The organism is Herbiconiux flava (assembly GCF_013409865.1).
Lineage (GTDB): Bacteria > Actinomycetota > Actinomycetes > Actinomycetales > Microbacteriaceae > Herbiconiux > Herbiconiux flava.
This window is the reverse complement of sequence record NZ_JACCBM010000001.1, coordinates 2,825,100-2,848,199: the sequence shown is the minus strand read 5'-3', so window position 1 is coordinate 2,848,199 and position 23,100 is coordinate 2,825,100. Positions and strand designations below refer to the sequence as shown.

17 protein-coding genes are annotated in these 23,100 nt (G+C 70.4%); 8 read left to right on the top strand and 9 right to left on the bottom strand.

Annotated elements, in window-relative coordinates:
- Positions 1–61: 61 nt before the first annotated feature.
- On the bottom strand, positions 62–1,486 hold the full coding sequence (glnA, locus tag BJ984_RS13630) for a type I glutamate--ammonia ligase (protein WP_173181105.1): 1,425 nt from the start codon (positions 1,484–1,486) through the stop codon (positions 62–64).
- A gap of 187 nt (positions 1,487–1,673) precedes the next feature.
- On the opposite strand from glnA, the gene BJ984_RS13625 reads away from it, so the two are divergent.
- Positions 1,674–2,096 carry an RDD family protein gene (locus tag BJ984_RS13625; protein ID WP_173181104.1) on the top strand — a complete coding sequence of 141 codons (423 nt, stop codon included), beginning with the start codon at positions 1,674–1,676 and terminating at the stop codon, positions 2,094–2,096.
- A gap of 67 nt (positions 2,097–2,163) precedes the next feature.
- Here the strand turns inward: BJ984_RS13625 and BJ984_RS13620 are convergent, their stop codons facing one another.
- The 5 genes from BJ984_RS13620 to BJ984_RS13600 all read right to left on the bottom strand — a co-directional run bounded on the left by BJ984_RS13620 (position 2,164) and on the right by BJ984_RS13600 (position 9,105).
- On the bottom strand, positions 2,164–2,877 hold the full coding sequence (locus BJ984_RS13620; protein WP_173181103.1) for a DUF4191 domain-containing protein: 714 nt from the start codon (positions 2,875–2,877) through the stop codon (positions 2,164–2,166).
- Between the two features lie 271 nt (positions 2,878–3,148).
- Positions 3,149–3,301, bottom strand: coding sequence for a hypothetical protein (locus BJ984_RS13615; protein ID WP_179548470.1), 153 nt, complete (start codon positions 3,299–3,301; stop codon positions 3,149–3,151).
- 1,222 nt (positions 3,302–4,523) lie between these two features.
- A complete protein-coding gene (gene sucB, locus BJ984_RS13610; RefSeq protein WP_179548469.1) occupies positions 4,524–6,026 on the bottom strand; it encodes a 2-oxoglutarate dehydrogenase, E2 component, dihydrolipoamide succinyltransferase in 1,503 nt (500 codons plus the stop codon).
- Between the two features lie 96 nt (positions 6,027–6,122).
- Complete coding sequence (gene lpdA, locus BJ984_RS13605) at positions 6,123–7,496, bottom strand: dihydrolipoyl dehydrogenase (RefSeq protein ID WP_179548468.1); 1,374 nt, start codon at positions 7,494–7,496, stop codon at positions 6,123–6,125.
- An 88-nt stretch (positions 7,497–7,584) separates the two neighbouring features.
- Positions 7,585–9,105 carry a leucyl aminopeptidase gene (locus BJ984_RS13600; protein WP_179548467.1) on the bottom strand — a complete coding sequence of 507 codons (1,521 nt, stop codon included), beginning with the start codon at positions 9,103–9,105 and terminating at the stop codon, positions 7,585–7,587.
- A gap of 104 nt (positions 9,106–9,209) precedes the next feature.
- Here BJ984_RS13600 and BJ984_RS13595 point away from each other — a divergent pair, with 104 nt between their 5' ends.
- The 5 genes from BJ984_RS13595 (at position 9,210) to BJ984_RS13575 (ending at position 15,206) form a co-directional block, all read left to right on the top strand.
- A complete protein-coding gene (locus BJ984_RS13595; RefSeq protein ID WP_179548466.1) occupies positions 9,210–10,136 on the top strand; it encodes a proteasome assembly chaperone family protein in 927 nt (308 codons plus the stop codon).
- 93 nt (positions 10,137–10,229) lie between these two features.
- A complete protein-coding gene (locus tag BJ984_RS13590; protein WP_179548465.1) occupies positions 10,230–11,543 on the top strand; it encodes an MFS transporter in 1,314 nt (437 codons plus the stop codon).
- 216 nt (positions 11,544–11,759) lie between these two features.
- On the top strand, positions 11,760–13,076 hold the full coding sequence (locus tag BJ984_RS13585; RefSeq protein WP_179548464.1) for an RNA polymerase sigma factor: 1,317 nt from the start codon (positions 11,760–11,762) through the stop codon (positions 13,074–13,076).
- Between the two features lie 4 nt (positions 13,077–13,080).
- Positions 13,081–14,445: a MurT ligase domain-containing protein gene (locus tag BJ984_RS13580; RefSeq protein WP_179548463.1), complete on the top strand. Its 1,365-nt coding sequence runs from the start codon at positions 13,081–13,083 to the stop codon at positions 14,443–14,445.
- On the top strand, positions 14,442–15,206 hold the full coding sequence (locus BJ984_RS13575; RefSeq protein ID WP_179548462.1) for a type 1 glutamine amidotransferase: 765 nt from the start codon (positions 14,442–14,444) through the stop codon (positions 15,204–15,206). The genes BJ984_RS13580 and BJ984_RS13575 overlap by 4 nt, the downstream gene beginning before the upstream one ends.
- Before the next feature lie 40 nt (positions 15,207–15,246).
- On the opposite strand, the gene BJ984_RS13570 is transcribed toward BJ984_RS13575, so the two are convergent.
- Positions 15,247–17,364, bottom strand: coding sequence for a DNA gyrase/topoisomerase IV subunit B (locus BJ984_RS13570; protein ID WP_271206556.1), 2,118 nt, complete (start codon positions 17,362–17,364; stop codon positions 15,247–15,249).
- Between the two features lie 207 nt (positions 17,365–17,571).
- Between BJ984_RS13570 and BJ984_RS13565 the strand changes: the two genes are divergently transcribed.
- The gene (locus tag BJ984_RS13565) at positions 17,572–17,799 is read left to right on the top strand and encodes a DUF7455 domain-containing protein (RefSeq protein ID WP_173181092.1); all 228 of its coding nucleotides are present in this window, start codon (positions 17,572–17,574) and stop codon (positions 17,797–17,799) included.
- A gap of 10 nt (positions 17,800–17,809) precedes the next feature.
- Here the strand turns inward: BJ984_RS13565 and BJ984_RS13560 are convergent, their stop codons facing one another.
- Positions 17,810–20,341 carry a DNA gyrase/topoisomerase IV subunit A gene (locus tag BJ984_RS13560; protein ID WP_179548460.1) on the bottom strand — a complete coding sequence of 844 codons (2,532 nt, stop codon included), beginning with the start codon at positions 20,339–20,341 and terminating at the stop codon, positions 17,810–17,812.
- 75 nt (positions 20,342–20,416) lie between these two features.
- Here BJ984_RS13560 and BJ984_RS13555 point away from each other — a divergent pair, with 75 nt between their 5' ends.
- Positions 20,417–21,577: an alkaline phosphatase family protein gene (locus BJ984_RS13555; protein WP_179548459.1), complete on the top strand. Its 1,161-nt coding sequence runs from the start codon at positions 20,417–20,419 to the stop codon at positions 21,575–21,577.
- A gap of 144 nt (positions 21,578–21,721) precedes the next feature.
- On the opposite strand, the gene sepH is transcribed toward BJ984_RS13555, so the two are convergent.
- Positions 21,722–22,960 (bottom strand): septation protein SepH, encoded by a 1,239-nt coding sequence (sepH, locus tag BJ984_RS13550; protein WP_179548458.1) that lies wholly within the window; start codon positions 22,958–22,960, stop codon positions 21,722–21,724.
- Between the last annotated feature and the right edge of the window lie 140 nt (positions 22,961–23,100).

The window sequence follows — 23,100 nt, the reverse complement described above, 5'->3', positions numbered from 1 at the left end:
CGCTGCAACGAGAAGGGCCGCACCCTCGCGAGAGGATGCGGCCCGTGATCGTGCGGTGTGCTTACACGCCGTAGTAGAGCTCGAACTCGAACGGGTGCGGGCGCTGGGCGATGGGCTTGATCTCGTTCTCGCGCTTGTACGAGATCCAGGTCTCGATCAGGTCGGGAGTGAAGACGTTGCCCTTGGTGAGGAACTCGTGGTCGGCCTCGAGCGCGTCGAGCGCGGCATCGAGCGTCGCGGGAACCTGCGGGATGTTCTTCGCCTCCTCGGGGGGAAGCTCGTACAGGTCCTTGTCGACGGGCTCGTGCGGCTCGATGCGGTTGGCGATGCCGTCGAGGCCCGCCATCAGCTGTGCGGCGAACGCGAGGTACGGGTTGCCCGAGGCGTCGGGCGCACGGAACTCGATGCGCTTGGCCTTGGGGTTCGTGCCCGTGATCGGGATGCGGATCGACGCCGAGCGGTTTCCGGCCGAGTAGACCAGGTTCACGGGGGCCTCGAAGCCGGGCACCAGGCGGTGGTAGGAGTTCACCGTCGGGTTCGTGAAGGCGAGCACCGCGGGGGCGTGCTTCAGCAGACCGCCGATGTACCAGCGCGCGAGGTCACTGAGCCCGCCGTAGCCAGCCTCGTCGTAGAACAGCGGGGTGCCGTCGTTCCACAGCGACTGGTGGGTGTGCATGCCCGAGCCGTTGTCGCCGAAGAGCGGCTTCGGCATGAACGTCGCGGTCTTGCCCCAGAGGTTCGCCGTGTTCTTCACGATGTACTTGAACTTCAGGATGTCGTCGGCCGCGTGCACCATGGTGTCGAAGCGGTAGTTGATCTCACCCTGGCCGGCGGTGCCGACCTCGTGGTGCGAGCGCTCGAGGATGAGGCCGGCGTCGATCAGCTTGAGGCAGATGTCGTCGCGCAGGTCGGCGTGCTGGTCGACCGGGCTGACGGGGAAGTAGCCGCCCTTGTAGGGGGTCTTGTTGGCGAGGTTTCCGCCCTCCTCCTCGCGACCGGTGTTCCACGCGGCCTCGCTGGAGTCGACCGAGTAGAAGCTCGAGTTCTGCTTCACCTCGTAGCGCACGTCGTCGAAGATGTAGAACTCGGCCTCGGGGGCGAAGAACGCGGTGTCGGCGATGCCGGTCGACGCGAGGTACTTCTCGGCCTTCTTGGCCACCTGACGCGGGTCGCGCGAGTAGATCTCGCCGTTCCGCGGGTTGTAGATGTCGAAGACGATGATGAGGGTGCGCTCGGCCCGGAAGGGGTCGACGTAAGCCGTGGAGACGTCAGGGATGAGCTGCATGTCCGACTCGTGGATCGACGCGAAACCGCGGATCGACGAGCCATCGAAGAGCTGTCCGACCGCGAAGAACTCCTCGTCGACGGTGGAGGCGGGGATGTTGAAGTGCTGCTGGACCCCGGGAAGGTCCGTGAATCGGATGTCGAGGAACTTGACATCCGTGTCCTTGATGAACTTGAGCACCTCGGAAGAATCACTGAACATGTGAGAGATCTCCAAATGGCTTGGTACAGAAACAGCTACAGATGCAGCCACTCGTCAGGATAGAGGCAGGGGGTTGCCCGACTGTGTCGCGATTGTTTCCGGGATGTTACGGCTTCACGGATTGTGGACGGATGCGCGTGGCCGGCGGGCTGGGCATCCGTTCACTCTTCGGCTCTAGGCTTGTGCGGTGACGTCTTCTGCACCACTCCCGCCCGGCGGGGCCGCCCCGAGCGACTGGCCGGGGGAGCGCCTCGGCCTGAACCGCGAGGGCCACGGCTCGATCGCCCGCCCCGGCCGCCGGATCGCCGCCCTCCTGATCGATTTCGCGCTCTGCTACGTGATCTACTTCGCGTTCTTCTTCGGCAGCGACTGGGCGAGTCTGCTGATCTTCCTGGTCGAGCAGATCGTGCTGCTCATCCTGCTCGGCGGCGGCGTCGGGCACCTGCTGCTGGGGCTGCGGCTGGTGCGGCTCGACGGCAGCTGGGCAGGGCGGTGGCGGCCGATTCTCCGCACCGTGCTGCTCGTGCTCATCATCCCGGCCGTGATCTGGGACTCGGATCAGCGGGGGCTGCACGACGTGTTCGCGGGGACCATGCTGATCAAGCGCTGAGCGGCTGGTTGTCCCACGAAGAAGGCCCCGTCCTGTGACGGGGCCTTCGTTCGTAGAGGGATGCGCGCTAGCGGCCGCGCTGCGGACGCATGCGCATCGGGTCGATGCCCTTGGGGATCGGCAGCGGCGACGACGACAGCGACGTGAGCCGGTTCGACACGGCGAGCACCTCGGGCTTGGTGAGCGTGGGCTTGATCTTCGCGAGCGTGCGCGGCACGCGGTGGAGCGGCACCGTGCCGGCGTCGGGGCCGACGTTGATGAAGGTCACGGGCACGTTGGGCAGGATGCGCAGCACCTTGCGCCGCTCGTCCTCCTGCATCTTGGTGGTGCGGGTCTTCGAGCCCTCACCGATCAGCACGACACCGCCGCGGCCGACGGCGCGGTAGACCGCATCCTGCGTCTTGCCGTTGACGGCGATCGGCATCTCGCTGCCCGTCCAGCTGCGGCGGAGCGAGCTGCGGAGCACCGCGCCGACCGCACCCGGCTGCCCCTCGATCTGCTTGTAGGCGGCACGCTCGGCACGACGGCCGAGGATGATCAGGGCGGCCAGCAGACCGGCGAGCACGCCCGCCAGGATCCACATCACCATTCCGAAGACGTTGCCGCCCGCGAGCACGAGCGCCAGCACGACGCCGACGATCACGGGCAGGGCGAAGCCGAGCGCCATGATCCACACCGCGTGGGAGTCGTAGCGGCGGGTCATCTTGAAGACCTGCCACATCTGCTTCAGACGGCCGGGCTCTTTGGGCTTCTTGGGGGTCTTCTCGGTGTTGCGTGCCATGACTCCAAGGATACGGGTTGGCACCGTCATCGGGGGCCACGTTCTCTGCGGGCGTGCGATCGGGGCTGCACGTCTGCTGCCCCTCCTGCACACTGGGTTCCGGATGCTCGTTCCTCCCCAGATCGCTTGCCGACCGTTGCGGCTGCCGAGCGCTGCGTCACGCTTCTGGCATGACCTCACCCGCCCCACCTCTCGTGCCCGGCTACCGTCTCACCGAGCTCGTGGCGGTGGGGGAGCGAGCGAATGTCTTCCGGGCGCATCCGGTAGGTGATCAGCGGGCGACGGTGATCGTGAAGGTGTGGGTTCCGGATGCCCGGGCCGCCTGCCGCGCGGAGTGCGAGGTACTGGCGCGGCATCCGGTCGCGGCCATGCCGACGCTCGTGGCGTGCCTCCGCACCGCGCACGACGACCCCGTCACGGTCATGTCGCTCGTGCCGGGCCGCCCGGCCCACCCGTCGGCGCTGCCCCCGGAGGCTGCGCGCTCCCTCGCCACCACCGTCGCCGCCCTGCACTCGATCGGGATCGCGCACGGGGCTCTCGACGGTTCCGCCCTGCTGATCGACGCCTCCGGTGCGCTGGGCGTCGTGGGGTTCGGGCACGCGGTGATGCTCGACGGGTCGGAGATCGCCCGGACGGGCGCCGGGCGCACGGACTATGAGGCCGCTCGGGCAGCCGACCTGCGGGTGCTGCTCGAGGTGGCCCGGGGTGGTGCGAGCGGTGTCCGCGATGCGGGAGCTGAGTCCAGCGCGGAGGCGGGTGATGCGGCGTTTCGGTCCAGAGCGGAGGTCGGTGATGCGGCGGTGGGTGGGGCCGGCCATGATCCGTCGCGGCCGGTCGTGGTGGAACCGGTCGAGGCGGTGGGTGGGGCCGGCCATGATCCGTGGCGGCCTGTCGTCGTGGAGCCGGGCGAGGCACCTGAGCTGCAGTTCATCGAGACGCTGGAGCCCGCGCTGCTGGCGATGCGGGAGAGCTGGACGGCCGTGCGGCGCTCGGTGCGGTCTCGCGGGAGGCGTGCGGTGGAGGGCCGGCACCGGCGGATCGCACTGATGGTCGGTGCGGTGGTGGCGGTCGCCGTCGCGGCGGTGGTGTCGCTCCTGCCCCTCCCGCGCGACGGAGAGGCCACGTCGAGTGCTCCTCCACCGGAGTCGACGGCGGTGTCCCCGTCACCGTCCCCTGCACCGTCATCGTCATCGTCACCGTCCGAGGGTGCTTCGAGCGTGGTGCGGACAGTGCCCGGCTACGCCGACCCGCGGGCCGACCCGGTGGCCGCAGTCACGGAGCTGCTGGCCGACCGAGCGGCGTGCCTCGGCAGGGAGGGGGACGAATGCCTGGAACGGGTCGAGAGCCGGGATTCTCCGGCGTTCGCTCAGGACCGGGCGCGGGCGGCGAGCGGCGGCGAGGACGGTCGGGCCGATCCGCTGGGCGGCACCGTGCGCGGGGTCGAGGTGGTTCAGGACTTCGGCGGACTGGTGCTGTTGCGGGCCACGGTCACGGGCGGTGCCGGCGGCGCGACGGTGGGCGTGGACGGGGCGACGGAGGACGAGGTCGAGGGCGGAGAAGGAACGGCGAAGCCGGTCTCGCTCCTCGTGGTGAGGGGCGAGACCGGCTTCAGGATCCGCTCGTACGAGCTCGGTGCGACCGCGGGGTCAGATGCCGAGGTCGGCCTGGAAGGCGCCCTCTTCGAGGCGGTTCTTGACCGCGCTGAGGAAGCGGGCGGCGTCGGCACCGTCGACGATGCGGTGGTCGTAGCTCAGGGCGAGGTAGACCATCGAGCGCACCGCGATGGCGTCGGCTCCGTCGACCTTCACGATCGCCGGCTTCCTCACGACCGCGCCGGTGCCGAGGATGGCGACCTGCGGGAGGAAGACGAGCGGCGTGTCGAACAGCGCGCCGCGCGAACCGGTGTTGGTGAGGGTGAAGGTTCCGCCGGCCAGCTCGTCGGGCTTCAGCTTGTTGTCGCGGGTGCGGGCGGCGAGGTCGGCGATCTGGGCCGCGAAGCCCGCGATGTCGAGGTCACCGGCGTTTTTTACCACGGGGGTGAGGAGACCGCGCTCGGTGTCGACCGCGATGCTGATGCTCTCGTGGTCGGGGTAGACGATGCTGTCACCGTCGACCGTGGCGTTGATGATCGGGAACGCCTTGAGCGCCTCGGCCGCGGCCAGGGCGAAGAACGGCAGGAAGGAGAGCTTCTGGCCGGTCTTCTCGAGGAACGAGCCCTTCACCGAGTCGCGGAACGCCGCGACCTTGGTGACGTCGACCTCCACCACGGTCGTCAGCTGCGCCGACGCCTGCATCGAGGCCACGGCGCGCTCCGCGACGACCTTGCGGAGGCGCGACATCGGCTGCGTGGTGCCCCGCAGCGGCGAGGTCTCGAGCTTGGTGCTCGGGGCCGGCGCCTCGGCGGCGGCCGGAGCGGCAGCGGGGGCCTTGGCGGCCTCGGCCGCGGCGAGCACGTCCTCCTTGCGGATGCGGCCGCCGACGCCCGAACCGGTCACGGTCGAGAGGTCGACGCCCTGGTCGTGAGCGAGCTTCCGCACCAGCGGGGTGACGTAGCCGGCGTTCGGGCCGGACGGCGCGGCGGCAGCCTCGGCGGCGGGGGCAGCGGCGGCGGGGGCAGCGGCGGCGGGGGCAGCGGCGGCCGGTGCCGGGGCGGCAACGGGAGCCGGGGCAGCGGCGGGAGCTGCAGCGACCGGAGCGGGTGCCGGGGTCTCCTGCACGGGCTCGGGAGCCGACGGAGCGGGCTCCTCGGCGGGGGCCGGTGCGTCGACCGAGGGGGTGACGACCTCCTCGGGCTTCTCCTCGGCGGGAGCGGCCGGAGCGGGCTCCGCGGGAGCAGCCGACTCGGCGGGGGCCGCGGGGGCCTCCTCGGCGGGAGCCTCGGCCGGGGCCGGGGCGGCATCGCCGCCACCGGAGCCGTCGCCGATGCGCACCAGCGCGGTGCCGACCTCCACGGTCTCGTCCTCCTGGACGAGGATCTCCTCGATCACGCCCGCGACGGGCGACGGGATCTCGGTGTCGACCTTGTCGGTCGAGACCTCGAGAAGGGGCTCGTCAACTTCGACGCGATCGCCGACGTTCTTGAGCCACCGGGTGACCGTTCCTTCGGTGACACTCTCACCGAGTGCGGGAAGGTTGACGGATTCGCTCATGACCTTTGTCTCCTTATGGAACAGTTCGTATTCAGCCTAGTCGGCACGGTGGTTGGGGGCACGGGCCCGGTCGGCGTGGCCCGGAGGCCCGCTCGATCAGATCGCGTGCAGGGGCTTTCCGGCCAGAGCGAGGTGCGCCTCGCCGAGCGCCTCGTTCTGCGTGGGGTGCGCGTGCACGAGCGAGGCGACGTCTTCGGGGTAGGCCTCCCAGTTCACGATCAGCTGGCCCTCGCCGATCAGCTCGCCCACGCGGGCGCCGATCATGTGGATGCCGATGACGGGGCCGTCGTTGAGACGCACGACCTTCACGGATCCGGTGGTGCCGATGATGTGGCTCTTGCCGTTGCCGGCCAGGTTGTAGTCGTAGGACGAGATCTTCTCGTCGCCGTACTTCTCCTTGGCCTTCGCCTCGGTGAGGCCGACCGAGGCGACCTCGGGGTCGGAGTAGGTGACCTTGGGGATGTTCACGTCCTCGACGACCTGCGGGTTGAGGCCCGCGATCTCCTCGGCCACGAAGATGCCCTGCTGGAAGCCGCGGTGGGCGAGCTGGAGCCCGGGCACGATGTCGCCGACGGCGTAGACGCCGGGAACGCTGGTCTGCAGGCGGTGGTCGGTGATGACGAAGCCGCGGTCGACCTTCACGCCGGCCTCCTCGAAGCCGAGTCCGGCGGTCGCCGGCCCGCGCCCGACGGCGACGAGCAGCAGGTCGCCCTCGAAGGTCTTGCCGTCCTCGAGCGAGACGACGACGCCGTTCTCGTCCTGGGTGACGCCCGAGAAGCGGGTGCCGAGGTTGAAGGCGATGCCGCGCTTGCGGAAAGCGCGCTCGAACTGCTTCGATATCGCCTCGTCCTCGTTCGGCACCAGGTGGGGCAGCGCCTCGACGATCGTCACGTCGACGCCGAACGACTTCCAGACGCTCGCGAACTCGACGCCGATGACGCCGCCGCCCAGGATGACGACCTTGTTCGGGATGAAGTCGAGCGCGAGGGCCTGCTCGGAGGTGATCACCCGGCCGCCGATGTCGAGGCCCGGCAGGGTGCGCGAGTACGAGCCGGTGGCGAGCACGATCTTGCCGCCCGTGATGGTCTGGTCGCCGACCTGCACGGTGGTGGGGGAGGTCAGGCGGCCCTCGCCGGCGATCGTGGTGATGCCGCGGGCCTTGACGAGACCCTCGAGACCCTTGTACTTCGACGCGACGATGCCCTCGCGGTAGGCCGTGACCGCCGCGATGTCGATGCCGCCGAAGGTGGTGTTCACGCCGTACTTCGCCGACTCGCGCGAGACGTCGGCGACCTCCGCCGAGTGCAGGAGCGCCTTGGTCGGGATGCAGCCGCGGTGCAGGCACGTGCCGCCCACTTTGTCCTTCTCGATCATCGCGACCGTGAAGCCCAGCTGGCTGGCCCGCAAGGCGGCCGCATAGCCACCGCTGCCGCCGCCGAGAACCACAATGTCAAAATTCTGTTCCGACACCTAGCAACTCCCTCGTGCATAGAGATCCAGGCCCGCATGCGTGGGTGGGCATGGAAGAAGGGCGATTTTTTTCGCCCTTACGACCTTACTACGCGCGGGAGAAGGCCTCGGCAAGGCGGAGCAGGGTGCGGACCGTCACTCCGGTCGGGCCCTTGACCGTGTAGCCGTAGCCGCCGTCCTTGTTCTGGGCGGGGCCGGCGATGTCCAGGTGCGCCCAGGGGATGGTCACCCCGGCGTCGTCCTTGCCGACGAAGTCCTTCAGGAACACGCCGGCGACGAGCATCCCGCCGGCGGTGTTGCCCGGCTTGACGTTCGCGATGTCCGCGATGTCCGAGGCGAGCAGCGGACGAAGCTCCTCGGGCAGCGGCATCGGCCAGATCTTCTCGCCGGCGGCGTCGGCCGCCTGGAGCACCTGGTCGATCAGACGCTCGTCGCCCATGGCGGCGGTGTAGCGGTTGCCCAGGGCCACGACGGCGGCCCCGGTCAGGGTCGCCACGTCGATGATCGCGTCGGGCTTCTCCTCGCTCGCGGCGACGAGGCCGTCGGCCATCACGAGACGCCCCTCGGCGTCGGTGTTGAGAACCTCGACGGTGCGCCCGCCGCGGATGGTGAGCACGTCGCCGGGGCGGATCGCCACGCCTGACGGCATGTTCTCGGCCAGGCAGAGCCAGGCGGTGAGCCGCACGGGCAGATCGAGCCGGGCGGCCGCGAGCACCGCCGCGAGCACCGTGGCCGATCCGGCCATGTCGTACTTCATGCCGATCATCGACACCGGCGGCTTCAGCGAGAGCCCGCCCGTGTCGAAGGTGATGCCCTTGCCCACGAGGGCGATGTGCTTCTCGGCCGCGGCCGGGTGGTACGAGACCTTCACCAGGCGCGGCGGCCGGGCGGAACCCTGGCCGACACCGGCGATGCCGCCGAAGCCCTGCGCGACGAGCTGCTCCTCGTCCCACACGGCGACCTCGATCGGCAGGCCCTCGACGAGCTCCTGGACCTTGTCGGCGTAGTTCGCGGGGTAGAGGTCGAGCGCCGGCACGTTCACGAGGTCGCGCACGAGCTCGACGGCCTCGGCGGAGGTGCGGGCGCGCTCCAGAGCCGTCGCCGCGTCCTCCGCGGCGAGCGCTCCGTGCACCACCTCGATGCGGCGGGGAGCCACCGGCTCTTCGGAGCTGGTGCCGGTTCCCCGGTAGTCGGTGTAGTCGTACGAGCCGAGGCCCGCGCCCTCGGCGACGGCCTCGAGCTCCGCGGGGGTCTCGACACCGAAGTCGATCACGACGGGCGCGGCGCCGGTGGCGCGACGGCCCGCGACGCCCGCGGCGTAGCGGAGGGCCTCGAGGTCGGGCTCGGCGGTTCCCAGGCCCACGACGGCGACGGCCTTCGCCGTGACGCCCGCGGGGGCGGGCAGCCGCACGAACTCGTCCTTCTTGCCCCCGAAGGCCACGGCCTCCAGCGACGCCTCGAGGGCGGCCTCGATCTCGGTGCCGAACGAGGCTCCGAGCGAGCCGCGCACCGAGACCTCGCCGTCGGCGGTGGAGGCCGCGACGACGAGCACCTCCTCCTCGGTGAGCTGCTGGTCGGGGGAGCGGAGGGAGAGCGAGGCCGAAGTCATCCCGCCAGCCTAACCGGGCTCCTCCGTCTATTCCCGATCCGTGTTCGCTCTGGGCATGCGACCCGCGCCCGAGCCGCGTGAGCGCTCCCGATTAGAGTTGGGGCATGGAAAATCCGAGCGGTCTCTATGACGTCGTGGCCGAACCGGGTCTCGTGCCCGACGGGCTTCAGCTCGTCGCCGCTCTGTCGGGCTTCACCGACGCCGGCGGTGCCGTGGCGCAGTTCGGCGAGTACCTCCTCGACACGCTCGAGTCGACGGTCGTCGCGGAATTCGACCCCGACATCCTGCTCGACTACCGGGCCCGACGCCCGATCATCACCTTCGATCAGGATCACATCAGCGACTATCAGCCGCAGGCCCTCCGCCTGCACCTGATGACCGACGAGATCGGCCAGCGCTTCCTGTTCCTCAACGGCTTCGAGCCCGACTTCCAGTGGGAGCGCTTCTCGGCCGCCGTGATCGAGCTCGTGCAGCGCTTCTCGGTGAGCACCACCACGTGGGTGCACGCCATCCCGATGCCCGTGCCGCACACCCGCCCCGTGCGCGTCACGGTCAGCGGCAACCGGAGCGAGCTGATCGACGCCCTCTCGGTCTGGAAGCCCACGACCCAGGCGCCGGCGAACGCACTCCACCTCGTGGAGTACCGCCTGCAGGAGCTGGGGCATCCGATCGCCGGCTTCGTGCTGCTCGTGCCGCACTACCTCGCCGACACCGAGTACCCCACCGCCGCGCTCGTGGCGGTCGAGAGCGTCAGCGCGGCCACCAGCCTGATCTTCCCCACCGACCGTCTGCGTGAAGAGGGCCGGGTGTTCGTCGGCAAGATCGACGAGCAGGTGCAGTCCAACACCGAGCTCGCCCGGCTGGTGTCGACGCTCGAGGAGCGTCACGACACCTACATGGAGGGCAACGGCACCCGCTCTCCGCTCACCGACGTCGACGGCGAGCTGCCCTCGGCCGACGAGATCGCCGACGAGCTCGAGCGCTTCCTCGCGGGCAACCGCCTGGGCGACGACGACACCCGCTCCGCCTGAGCCGGCACCCGCCCTGCCGGAGCCGGCACCCGCACTGCCGGAGCCGGCATCGCTCCGCCTGAGCCCTGACCGCTCCGGAGTAGCATTGGCGCAGTGAACTCCCGCCGCTCCTGGATCGTCTTCGCGGTCGGCGTGTTCGCCTACATGGCGGCGGTGCTGCAGCGGTCCACCCTCGGCGTCGCCGGGGTCGACGCGGCCGAGCGCTTCGAGACCTCCGCCGCACTGCTCTCGGCCCTCGCCGTGCTCCAGCTGGTGGTCTACGCCGGCCTGCAGATCCCGATCGGGCTGCTGATCGACCGCGTCGGCCCGAAGCTCCTGATCACCACCGGTTCCGCGATCATGGTGATCGGCCAGCTCGTGCTCGCCTTCGCTCCGTCGATCGGCATCGCGATCGCCGGGCGCATCCTCGTCGGAGCCGGCGACGCCGCGGTCTTCATCTCCCTGATCCGGCTGATCAACTCGTGGTTCCAGGGCCGCAGCGTTCCCCTGCTGTCGCAGTGGACGGGCAACATCGGGGCGATCGGCCAGATCCTCAGTGCTCTGCCCTTCGCGTGGGTGCTGCACAACGTCGGCTGGACCCCGGCCTTCGCGGCCGCCGCCTCCCTCTCCTTCGCCGGCTTCGTGCTCGGCGTCGCGTTCCTCGCCGACCGCCCGGCCGACGTGCCCGAGCAGCCCCGGGTGGCCTCGGTGAAGGATGCGGTGCGCGGCCTCGGCACGACCCTCAAGCGACCAGGCACCCAGCTGGGCTTCTGGTCGCATTACGTCACCCAGTCCTCCGGCACCGCGTTCGCGCTGTTCTGGGGGTTCCCCTTCCTCGTGTCGGCCGTCGGGATCGCGCAGGGCACCGCATCCGTTCTCCTGGTGGTGATCGTTCTCACGGGGCTGGTGGCCGGGCCGATCCTCGGCATCCTCACCGCGCGCTTCCCGCTGCGTCGCTCCAACCTCGTGCTCGGCATCACCGCGACCCTCGGGCTCGTCTGGGCGGCCGTGCTGCTCTGGCCGGGCGTGCCCCCGTTCTGGTTGATCGTGCTGCTCGTCGTCTCGATGGGCGTCGGCGGCCCCGGCTCCCTGATCGGCTTCGACTTCGCCCGCTCGTTCAACCCGATCCGCTCGCTCGGCTCCGCGAACGGGATCGTCAACGTGGGCGGCTTCACCGCGAGCTTCGTGATCATGTTCCTGATCGGCGTCATCCTCGACGCTCAGTTCGACGCGGGCTGGAGCGACTCCCTCTATGACCTCGACGCCTTCCGGCTGGCCTTCTCGGTGCAGTACCTCGTGATCGGCTTCGGGGTCGTGATGCTGCTCCGCGCGCGGCGTCGCACCCGCCGCAAGATGGAGGAGGACGAGGGAATATCCGTGGGCCCCATCTGGGTTGCACTCCTCAGGAAGTGGAAGCGGAGAGGGTGAACCGTCGGGGGCGAGACGGTGAGCGGTCTTCCGTTTCCGTGCAATAATTGATATGAAGACCCGTTCCTGTGCACGGTCGCAGCGCCTCCTACGGCTGCGAGAAACCGGCACTTGACATGGGTCTTAGTACTGTCCAAAAACATCTTCACGCAGTGGGCCCCTCCGCCCGGAGCCACGAGCTCGATCCGCCCGCCGCGTGGCGTGAAAGGTGAACTAATGGCCACCCCCAAGTCCGCAGACACCCTCGAGAAGGCGACGACGCCCGACGAGGTCGAGACCGCGGCTCCCGCCGCCAAGCGGCCCGCCGCGAAGGCGAAGCCGGCCACCAAGGCCGCCGCGAAGCCGAAGACGGCGGCGAAGGCTGCACCCAAGCGCGCCACCAAGGCCAAGGCCGCCGACGACGACGAGGCCGAGCCCGACGAGGAGACCGAGGTCGAGGTCGACGTCGAGGCCGACACCGAGGTGGTCGCCGAGGGCGACACCGAGGCCGGCGACACCGACGGCGACGACGACAAGGCCACCAAGCCCGCCGCCGCCGAGGAGGCACTGCCGACAGGCGCGCTGGTGCTCTCGCTCGTCGACGACGAGGACGAGGTGCCGGTGTACTCCAGCACCATCACCGGCGCCACCGCCGACCCCGTCAAGGACTACCTGAAGCAGATCGGCAAGGTCGCCCTGCTGAACGCGGCCGAGGAGGTCGAGCTCGCCATGCGCATCGAGGCGGGCCTGTTCGCCGAGGACAAGCTGGCCAACACCGACAACCTCAGCCCGCAGGCCAAGCGCGAGCTGCAGTGGGTCGCGAAAGACGGCCAGCGCGCCAAGAGCCACCTGCTGGGCGCCAACCTCCGCCTCGTCGTGTCGCTCGCCAAGCGCTACACCGGTCGCGGCATGCAGTTCCTCGACCTGATCCAGGAGGGCAACCTCGGCCTCATCCGTGCGGTCGAGAAGTTCGACTACACCAAGGGCTTCAAGTTCTCGACCTACGCCACGTGGTGGATCCGTCAGGCCATCACCCGCGCCATGGCCGACCAGGCCCGCACCATCCGAATCCCCGTGCACATGGTCGAGGTCATCAACAAGCTCGCCCGCGTGCAGCGCCAGATGCTGCAGGACCTCGGTCGCGAGCCCACGCCCGAGGAGCTCAGCCGCGAGCTCGACATGACGCCCGAGAAGGTCGTCGAGGTGCAGAAGTACGGCCGCGAGCCCATCTCGCTGCACACGCCCCTGGGTGAAGACGGCGACAGCGAGTTCGGCGACCTGATCGAAGACACCGAGGCGGTCGTGCCGGCCGACGCGGTGGGCTTCACCATGCTGCAGAAGCAGCTGGAGTCACTGCTCGACTCGCTCTCCGAGCGCGAGGCCGGCGTCATCCGCATGCGCTTCGGCCTGGGCGACGGCATGCCGAAGACGCTCGACCAGATCGGCGACACCTTCGGGGTCACGAGGGAGCGCATCCGCCAGATCGAGTCGAAGACCATGGCCAAGCTCCGCCACCCGTCCCGCTCGCAGTCGCTCCGCGACTACCTCGAGTAGGCCGGTGACAGTCCGCACCACGGCCGCCGTCCTCGTCGGACGGGCCGTCCGGGTCGCCGCACGCCTGCGCGGCGGCGGCTCGGCCATCCCCGGCAACATCGCCCTGCGCATCGACCCGGGTTTCCTCGAGCGCACCATCGCCGCCATCCCCGACGGCGTGGTCGCGGTCTCGGGCTCGAACGGCAAGTCGACCACCACGAACATGCTGGCGGCGATCATCCGGGCCCACGGCCTGAAGGTGTTCACCAACCCCTCGGGCGGCAACCTGCCGCAGGGCATCGCGTCGGCCCTCCTCTCCGAGGTGTCGGTGGGCGGCCGGCTCGACGCCGACATCGCGATCCTCGAGGTCGACGAGGGCTACGGCACCCGGCTCGCCGAGCTGCTGAAGCCCAAGACCGTGCTGCTGCTGAACATCCAGATCGACCAGCTGAACCGCTACCACGAGCCCGACCGCGTCGCCGCGATGCTGGCCCGGGTCGCGGCCACCTCCACCGACGGTCTCATCCTCAACCGGGAGGACAACTTCCTGGTCGACCTCGACACCCGCATCCCCGCCTACTCCGGCCGCGCGGTGTCGTTCTTCGGCGGCCGGCCCGAGCTCGTCGAGCCCGCCAGCCACGGCGTCGCCTCGGCCGACCGCTTCGGCGACACCGGCGCGAAGCCCGGCTCCCGGCCGGCCGCGGTCGAGGTGGTGGCCCTCACCGGCAGCCGCGCGACCCTGGCCATCGAGAAGACGACGCTCGACGCGAGCCCTGCAGCGCCTTCGGCGGGGTCGACGGATGCGGTGGCCGGCCCGTCCGACGATCGCATCGTCATCGAGGTCAAGCTCCCGTCCCGCGGGCTGCACTACGCGCTCGACGCGGCCGGCGCCGCCGCCACCGCCCGCAGCGTGCTCGGCGACCGCTTCCGGCCGGAGCTCGTCAGCCAGGCGCTCGACTCCCTCGCCACCGTCTACGGGCGCGGGGAGATGCTCGTCGTCGACGGTGAGCAGATCGAGATCATCATGATGAAGAACCCGGCGAGCCTGCAGCTCAACCTCGACTCGCTCGAGGCGGCGCCCGAGCAGGTCTTCCTCGCGGTCGACGAGGGCACGCCCGACCCGTCGTGGATCTGGGACATCGACTTCTCGGCACTCGACCACGTCGACGGCATCACGGGTTCGAAGGCCTGGCAGTTCGCCACGCGTTTCGGCTACCTCGGCATCCCCGTCGGCTCGGTCGACCTCGACGTGCGCGCGGCGCTGAAGGCGTTCCTCGCGCTTCCGAAGCCGGCCACCGGACACAAGGTGATGATCCTGAACTACGAGCAGATGATGGGCATCCGCAAGATCCTGGGCTTCAAGGAGCTCGAGGGCGGGGGAGCGGCGTGAGCGCGGCCCCGAAGGGCGCTCTGCGCATCCTGCACCTGTTCCCCCGGCTGCTCGGGCTGAACGGCGAGGGCGGCAACGTCGAGATCCTGACGCTCCGCGCCGAGTGGCGCGGGCTCCCCGTCGAGGTGCTGAGCTACGACGGGCCGGGCGACGGCGCCGTGCGGGCGCGGTTCGACGATGCCGATCTGGTGTTCATCGGCAGCGGACCCGTGTCGGCCGAGCTGATCGCGCATCCGCTCGTGCAGGGTATCGCCGGCGATCTGCGGACGCTGGCCGACGACGGCCGGCCGTTCCTCGCCGTCGGCGCGGGATTCCAGCTGCTCGGGCAGACCATCGCACTCGAGTCGGGCCAGGTGCTCGAGGGCGCCTCGGTGTTCCCGGTCGCGACCCGCCACGGCGGAACGCGCGTCGTGGGCGACTTCGTGCTCGAGTCGCCGCGGATCGGCCCGATCGTGGGCTTCGAGAACCGCGGCTCCTTCGTCGACGTCGGCCCGCACGGCACCCTGGGGCGCGTGGTCTACGGGCGCGGCAACACCGAGACGCCGGGCGAGGAGGGCTTCTGGGAGGACAACCTGCTGGGCACCCACCTGCACGGCCCGGTGCTGGCGAACAACCCGGCCCTCGCCGACTCGCTGCTCGACACCGCGCGCCTGCGCCGCGGCCTGGAGTACACCGACCCGGCCCCCGAGTCGCTGCGTCTCGTCGACGAGCGCGCCCGCAGCGCCCGCGCCACCATCGCGGCCGCGCCTCTCTCCGAGTAGCGCGCCTTCCTCCTGGCGAGTCGCGAGGAGTAGGGCCGGGTCAGACGTCGATGCGGTCGCGGGAGAGCTTGTCGGAACCCGCGATGATGAACTCCTTGCGCGGCGGCACCTCGTCGCCCATCAAGAGCTCGAACATCCGCTCGGCCACGGCCGCGTCGGCCACGTTCACCCGACGGAGGGTGCGGTGGCGCTTGTCCATCGTGGTCGAGGCGAGCTGGTCGGCATCCATCTCGCCGAGGCCCTTGTATCGCTGGATCGGGTCCTGGTAGCGGCGGTTCGACTTCTTCAGCTGCGCCAGCACACCGTTCAGCTCAGCCTCGGAGTAGGTGTAGATCGTCTCGTTCGGCTTCGAACCGGGGTTGATCGCGACCACGCGATGCAGCGGGGGCACGGCGGCGTAGACCCGGCCGTCCTCGATCAGCGGCCGCATGTAGCGGAAGAACAGCGTCAGCAGCAGGGTGCGGATGTGCGCCCCGTCGACGTCGGCGTCGCTCATCAGGATGATCTTGCCGTAGCGCGCGGCCGAGAGGTCGAAGGAGCGGCCCGAACCGGCCCCGATCACCTGGATGATCGACGCGCACTCGGCGTTCGAGAGCATGTCGGCGATCGACGCCTTCTGCACGTTCAGGATCTTGCCGCGGATGGGCAGCAGCGCCTGGAACTCGCTCGAGCGCGCGAGCTTCGCGGTGCCGAGCGCCGAGTCGCCCTCGACGATGAAGAGCTCGCTCTGCGCGACGTCGGAGGAACGGCAGTCGACGAGTTTGGCCGGCAGCGACGAGCTCTCGAGCGCGTTCTTGCGGCGCTGGGTCTCCTTGTGGGCGCGGGCCGAGATGCGCGACTTCATCTCGGCGACGACCTTGTCGAGCACCAGGGAGGCCTGCGTCTTGTCGTCGCGCTTGGGCGAGGAGAAGCGCTCGGAGAGGCCCTTCGTGACCACCTGCGAGACGATGTTCCGCACGGCGGGGGTGCCCAGCACCTCCTTCGTCTGGCCCTCGAACTGCGGCTCGGGCAGGCGCACGGTGAGCACCGCGGTGAGGCCCGCGAGAACGTCGTCCTTCTCGAGCTTGTCGTTGCCGACCTTGAGCCGGCGTGCGTTCGCCTCGACCGTCTGCCGCAGGAACTTCAGCAGCCCGGCCTCGAAGCCGGTCTGGTGCGTGCCGCCCTTGGGCGTCGAGATGATGTTGACGAAGCTCTTGAACGAGGTGTCGTAGCCGATGCCCCAGCGCAGGGCCAGGTCGACCTCGCACTCGCGGCGCAGCTCGGTCGGCAGCATCGCACCCGACTCCGAGAGCACGGGCACCGTCTCGGTGAAGGTGCCGGAGCCCTGGATGCGCCAGACGTCGGTGACCGGCGCGTCGGCGGCGAGGTGCTCGACGAACTCCGAGATGCCGCCCTCGTAGCGGAACGACTCCCGGCGCGGCTCCTCGCCGCGCTCGTCGTCGATCTCGATCGCGAGCCCGGGCACGAGGAATGCGGTCTGCCGCGCCCGCACCACCAGGTCGTCGGTCTGGAACTCGGCGCCCTTGGTGAAGATCTGCCGGTCGGCCCAGTAGCGCACCCGCGTGCCGGTGACGCCGCGCTTCACCTTGCCGACCACCCGCAGCTCGCTCTGCTTCTCGAACGGCGTGAACGGCGCATCCGGGCTCGGCTCACCGCCCTGGTCGTCGAAGATGCCGGGCTCGCCCCGGTGGAACGACATCGCCCAGACCTTGCCGTCGCGGTCGACCTCGACGTCGAGCCGCTCCGAGAGGGCGTTCACGACGGATGCTCCGACGCCGTGCAGCCCGCCGGACGCCGCGTAGGAGCCCGACCCGAACTTGCCACCGGCGTGCAGCTTCGTGAACACGACCTCCACGCCCGAGAGCCCCGTCTTGGGCTCGATGTCGACGGGAATGCCGCGGGCCGTGTCGCGCACCTCGACGCTGCCGTCGCCGCGGAGCACGATGTCGATGGAGCTGCCGTGCCCGCCGAGGGCCTCGTCGACCGCGTTGTCGATGATCTCCCAGAGGCAGTGCATGAGGCCGCGGGAGTCGGTGGAGCCGATGTACATACCGGGGCGCTTGCGCACGGCCTCGAGCCCCTCCAGGACGGACAGATGCCGGGCAGAGTAGTCGGACGGTGTGGCCACCGGGTCTCCTTCGTGGTTCGCGGAGAGCACGTCGGCCTCCTCATCCAGCGTAATCGCTGGGCAACGCCCTCCTGCCGCGCCACACCCGGCCCCGCGAGCAGGTGACCGCATCCGGCACCACCAGAGCGGATGCGCGGTACGCGCAGAGCGAAACACGGGGCATTGGCGACGAGGCCACCGGAATCGGTGCTTTGATTGCACATAACCCGAACCGCCCGAGCAGCTAAGGAGCAGAAGATGCAGTCAATCGCCGACACCGAGGCTGTCTCCGACATCGAGAACGCCTACCAGCTCACCGCGGCCGACCGCTGCGACAGCTGTGGCGCCCAGGCCTACATCCGAGTCGACATGCCGTCAGGCGGAGAGCTCCTGTTCTGCGCCCACCACGGCCGCAAGTACCAGGAGAAGCTCTCCCAGGTCGCTACCGGCTGGCACGACGAGTCCGCCAAGCTGCTGTCGAAGTAGCAGCAGCCCGTCAGACCGTCGAGCGCTCCGCGCCGACCGACCCCACGACGCCGCCCAGACCCACTCCCGACGCATCGCGCCGGGCCCCGACCTCGGGGAGGGTCCGGGCGGCGCCGTCGTTGGCGACGGCGAGCGCCGGAGCCGGGCCCGCCCACGCGACGGTGAGCACGTCCTCGCCCTTCAGGAAGCGGTGCGCCCGCACGCCGCCGGTCGCGCGGCCCTTCGGTGGGAACTCGGCGAACTCCGAGACCTTGCCCGTTCCCGGGTCGGTGCCCGCGAGGGTCGCGGTGCTTCCGGCGATGGTCACGACCACGGCGTCGCCCGTGTCGGGCACCGAGCCGAAGTAGATCACCGAGGCGCCGGAGCCGAGGTTGATGCCCGCCATGCCTCCCGCGGTCACTCCCTGCGGCCGCACGCTCGCCTGGAAGAAGCGCAGCAGCTGCGCATCCGAGGTGATGAAGACGAGCTCGTCGTCCTCGGAGTGCTGGGCGACGCCCACGACCTTGTCACCGGGCTTCAGGGCGACGACCTCGAAGTCGGGCTTCGCCGGATAGGCGCCGGGCGAGACACGCTTCACGACCCCCTGAGCGGTGCCGAGGGCGATCGGGACCTCCGAGGTCAGCGAGACGAGGCCGACGATCTTCTCGCGCTTGGCGTCGAGGGCGAGGTAGTCGCTGATGCGCACACCGGCGCCGAGCTGCACCGAGTTGAGGGGTGCGGCGGGGAGGTCGAGCACGGGCATCCGGATCAGCCGGCCCGTGTCGGTGACGGCCCCGACCTCGGAGCGGCGGGTCGTCGTGACCTCGCTGCGGATGGCGTCATGCTTGCTGCGGCGCAGAGGTGCGCCGGAGCCGGAGCCGGAGCCGGAGCCGGAGCCTGAGCCTGAGCCAGAACCAGAGCCGGCCGGTGTGCCCGGGCCGCCGTCGCCCTCGGCGCTCTCCTCCCGGTCGACCCGCAGCACCCGCCCGGTCGTGCTGAGGTACACCGTGCAGGGCGAGTCGGCCACCTCGAGCACGGGCTGCGAGCGGCGTGAGGCCGGTGCCTGCGGCCGCGCCTCGGTGAGCAGGGTGCGGCGCGGGGTGCCGAACTTCTCGGCCACCTCCTCGAGCTCGTCGGAGACGGCCCGGCGGATGAGCGCGGGGTCGCCGAGCAGCGCCTCGAGCTGCGCGATCTCCTCGCGCAGGCGGTCGCGCTCGGCCTCGAGCTCGATCAGCGAGAACTTGGTCAGGCGGCGCAGGCGCAGCTCGAGGATGTAGTCGGCCTGCAGCACGCTGAGCTCGAAGACGTCGATCAGGCGCGCTCGCGCGGCCTCGCTGTCGTCGCTGGTGCGGATGACCTGGATGACCTCGTCGATGTCGAGGATGGCGATCAGCAGGCCCTCGACGAGGTGCAGGCGCTCGTTGCGCCGGGCCAGGCGGAAGCGGGTGCGACGCGTGACGACGTCGATGCGGTGGTTGATGTAGACGATCAACAGCTCGCGCAGGCCGAGCGTCAGCGGGCCGCCGTCGACGAGCGCCACGTTGTTGATGTTGAAGCCGTCTTCGAGCGGGGTGAGCTTGTAGAGCTGCTCGAGCACCGCATCCGGGTTGAAGCCCGTCTTGATGCCGATCACGAGGCGCAGGCCGTGCGTGCGGTCGGTGAGGTCGGTGACGTCGCTGATGCCCTGGAGCTTCTTCGAGGTCACCCCGTCCTTGATCTTCGCGATCACCTTCTCGGGGCCGACGAGGTAGGGCAGCTCGGTGACCACGAGGCCGACCTTCCGCGCAGTGAGGTTCTCGACCGAGACCTTCGCGCGCGTCTTGAAGGCGCCGCGGCCGGTCTCGTAGGCGTCGCGCACACCGGCGAGGCCGACGATGGTTCCGCCGCCCGGCAGGTCGGGGCCCGGGATGAACGACATCAGATCGTCGAGCGAGGCGTCGGGGTGCTCGAGCAGGTAGCGGGCTCCGGCGACGACCTCGATCAGGTTGTGCGGGGCCATGTTGGTGGCCATGCCGACCGCGATGCCGGTGGTGCCGTTGACCAGCAGGTTCGGGATGGCGGCGGGCAGCACGTCGGGCTGGGTGAGCTGGTTGTCGTAGTTCGGCACGAACTCCACGACGTCCTCGTCGAGGTTCTCGACCATCGCCATGGCGGCCGCGTCGAGGCGGGCCTCGGTGTAGCGCGAGGCGGCGGGCCCGTCGTCCAGTGAGCCGAAGTTGCCGTGGCCGTCGACGAGCGGCACCCGCATCGTCCAGGACTGCGCGAGGCGCACCAGGGCGTCGTAGATGGCGGTGTCGCCGTGCGGGTGCAGCTTGCCCATCACCTCGCCCACGACGCGGGCGCTCTTGACATGCCCACGGTCGGGGCGCAGGCCCATGTCGCTCATCATGTAGAGGATGCGGCGCTGCACCGGCTTCAGGCCGTCACGGGCGTCGGGCAGGGCGCGGGAGTAGATGACCGAGTACGCGTACTCGAGGAACGAGTCCTGCATCTCCGTCGAGACATCGACGTCGAGGATCTTCTCGACGACGGCTTCGGACGGATCGTTCTTCGCTGCTGTCATTGGGTGGTTTCTCGTGGAGCCGCGCACGCCCGGGTGCAGGGGCGCGGCAGGAGGTCGTGTGCCAGACTTGGCCGAATGGTCACCATGCTACCGACGCGCGCGGCGGGGGAGCTGACGCTCGCCGACGTGTTGCCGAGTTGCACGCGGGCACTGGCGGGCGAGCCCAACCCGCTGGGGCTCCCCGCGGCCGAACGCGTCGTCGTGGTGCTGGTCGACGGGCTGGGCACCGCCGCCCTCCGCGCTCGGGCCGGTCACGCCCGGTCGCTCACCGCCGCGCTGACCAAGCGCTCGAGCATCGTCAGCGGCTTCCCGACCACGACGGCCGCCGCGCTCTCGTCGCTCACCACGGGCACGCGCCCCGGCGAGCACGGCATCGTCGGCTACACGGCGCTCGTACCGGCCGCGAACGCCGTCGTGAACCAGCTCTCCGGCTGGTCGGAGGCCATGGATCCGGCCACCTGGCAGCGCCGCCCGACGGTCTTCGAGCAGCTCAGCGACGCGGGCATCCCCTCGAACACCATCGGGCCCGCCAAGTACGCCACCTCAGGGCTCACCCAGGCCATCCTCCGCGGCGCCGAGTACGTGCCGGCCGGCTCGATCGCCGAGCGCTTCGCCGCCGCCCGCCGTCTCCTCGACCAGGGCGGCCGCCGGCTGGTCTACCTCTACGTGCCCGAGCTCGACCAGCTGGCGCACGCGAAGGGTTGGGAGTCCGACCGCTGGCTGGCCACCCTCGAGACGCTCGACCAGGCCTACGGCGGCTTCGTGTCCCAGCTGCGGCGCGGCGAGGGCGTGCTGCTCACCGCCGACCACGGTGTCGTCGACGTGCCCGTGACGGGGCACGTGCTGTTCGGCGAGGTGCCGTCGCTGGTCGAGGGCGTGCGTCACATCGGCGGCGACCCGCGCTGCGTGCAGCTCTACCTCGACCCCGCCCTGTCGGTTCCGGATGCGCGTGCCGCCGCCGACCGCCTGGCTGACGCCTGGCGCGCCGCCGAGGGCTCCCGGGCGTGGATCGCGACGCGCGACGAGGCGATCGCGGCCGGCTGGTTCGGCCCGGCCGTCGACGACGAGGTACGGCCGAGGATCGGCGACGTGATCGTCGCCGCCCGCAAGCTGGTCGCCTACTACGACGGCCGCGGCGGCGACACGGCAGGCCAGTCGATGATCGGCCAGCACGGTTCGCTCACCGACGAAGAGACGCTCGTGCCGCTCCTGCGTGCCGGAGCCTTCGCGCGCTGAGTCGCGCTGAGTCGCGCTGAGTCGCGCTGAGTCGCGCCGAACGGTCGCATTCTGCCGCGACCGAGCCGCTGGAGCAGCACTTAGCCGCGACCGAGCCGCTGGAGCAGCAGGATGCCGCGACCGAGCGGCAGGGCGGAGCCCGGGCTAGGCCGGGTCGTCGTCGCTGCGGGCGCCGAAGACGATCTCGTCCCAGCTCGGCATCGACGCGCGCTGGCGCTTCGCCCGCGGCTGCGGTCCGGTGCCTCCGCGCCCGCCCTTGCCGGCCGGCGCGTCGGCCAGCTCCGAGCCGAGGCCGTCGAGCGGGGTGTCGGTCGGGTCGGGGCCGAACAGGTCGGCCACCTCCTGGGCGTCGTCACGCTCACCCGAGCCCGAGCCCGAGCCCGAACCCGAACCCGAGGGTGCGGCCGAACGGTCGAGGGCACGGGGCCCGCCGAAGACCGGATGCTCGGCCGTCTCCTCGGGCTCGGACGCCGCCGCCTCGCGCTCGCCCCGCCGGCGCCGCAGCGCCTCGAGCAGGTCGGCGGTCTGGTTGTGGTCGGCCGGCTCGTCGTCCGAGCGCTTCACGGCGAAGGCGTCGAAGGGGCGGTTCTCGGCGCGTCCGGCCGCCTCGCGGGAGGGGTCGCGCAGCAGGCGGCTGGCTCCGACGACCGTGGTGGGGGTCTCGGACGGGGTGTGCGCGGCGGGCGCCTCGGGCTCGGCGTGAGCATCCGGAGTCGTCTCGGAGTCGGCACCCCGGTCGTCGAGCGGGTCGAAGGCGCCGCTGTCGAAGCGCTGGGCGTCGTCCGCCGACACCGCGCGCAGCCGGGGGATGAGCCCCTCGGTCAGCTCACCGTGGCGGGAGAGCGTGGTGGCCTCGTTGTTCAGCGGGGTGAGCACGTGCCGCTTGGGGTCGAACTGCCAGCGGGCGTCGTGATCGATCTCGCGGGAGGAGAAGGTGAGCTTGACGATCCAGCCCGACTCGTCCTTCCAGCTGGCCCAGCGGATGTCCTTCGCGTCGAGACCCTCGAGGCGCTCCTCGAGCGCGTCGCCGAAGGTCGACAGCGGCTCCTCGCCGAGCGGGTCGGCCGGGGAGGTGGGCTGCACGGGCACGCGGAGCGCGGAGTCGACCATGAACTGGCGCTCGGCGAGCACGGGGCCCTCGAAGCGCTCGACGTACTCGACGTCGGCCCCGGTGAGCTCGGCCACCTCGACGGCCGAGAGCCCGGCCCTGATGTGCATCTGGATCTCGCGCGGCGAGACCTTCTTTCCGCTCTGCGCGGACGCGATGCTCGCACGGAGCCGGGACTGGAGCACGTCGTCGATGACGATGCGGAAACGCTCCCCGCCGTCGCTCGAGACGATCAACGCCCCGTTCTCGACTCCGATTACCGATAGATCCTGCATGGTGGAAGGCCTCCAGAGGTCACTGTTCGCTGACAGGATGCCATGCGGCGCCCCCTGCACCGGGGAATGTTCCGGGCGTGCCGGAAGTTGATGGCGCCATGAGTATTCATTGCTCATTCGACGGTTTGCTATTCGGGCAT

Excerpts from the sequence above, each read along its gene's own strand:
- BJ984_RS13615 (WP_179548470.1), bottom strand. The coding sequence starts at position 3,301 with ATGACCGTGACGGGGTCGTCGTGCGCGGTGCGGAGGCACGCCACGAGC.
- BJ984_RS13620 (WP_173181103.1), bottom strand. The coding sequence starts at position 2,877 with ATGGCACGCAACACCGAGAAGACCCCCAAGAAGCCCAAAGAGCCCGGC.
- BJ984_RS13555 (WP_179548459.1), top strand. The coding sequence starts at position 20,417 with ATGGTCACCATGCTACCGACGCGCGCGGCGGGGGAGCTGACGCTCGCC.
- sepH (WP_179548458.1), bottom strand. The coding sequence starts at position 22,960 with ATGCAGGATCTATCGGTAATCGGAGTCGAGAACGGGGCGTTGATCGTC.
- sucB (WP_179548469.1), bottom strand. The coding sequence starts at position 6,026 with ATGAGCGAATCCGTCAACCTTCCCGCACTCGGTGAGAGTGTCACCGAA.
- BJ984_RS13600 (WP_179548467.1), bottom strand. The coding sequence starts at position 9,105 with ATGACTTCGGCCTCGCTCTCCCTCCGCTCCCCCGACCAGCAGCTCACC.
- BJ984_RS13560 (WP_179548460.1), bottom strand. The coding sequence starts at position 20,341 with ATGACAGCAGCGAAGAACGATCCGTCCGAAGCCGTCGTCGAGAAGATC.
- BJ984_RS13585 (WP_179548464.1), top strand. The coding sequence starts at position 11,760 with ATGGCCACCCCCAAGTCCGCAGACACCCTCGAGAAGGCGACGACGCCC.
- BJ984_RS13595 (WP_179548466.1), top strand. The coding sequence starts at position 9,210 with ATGGAAAATCCGAGCGGTCTCTATGACGTCGTGGCCGAACCGGGTCTC.
- glnA (WP_173181105.1), bottom strand. The coding sequence starts at position 1,486 with ATGTTCAGTGATTCTTCCGAGGTGCTCAAGTTCATCAAGGACACGGAT.
- BJ984_RS13565 (WP_173181092.1), top strand. The coding sequence starts at position 17,572 with ATGCAGTCAATCGCCGACACCGAGGCTGTCTCCGACATCGAGAACGCC.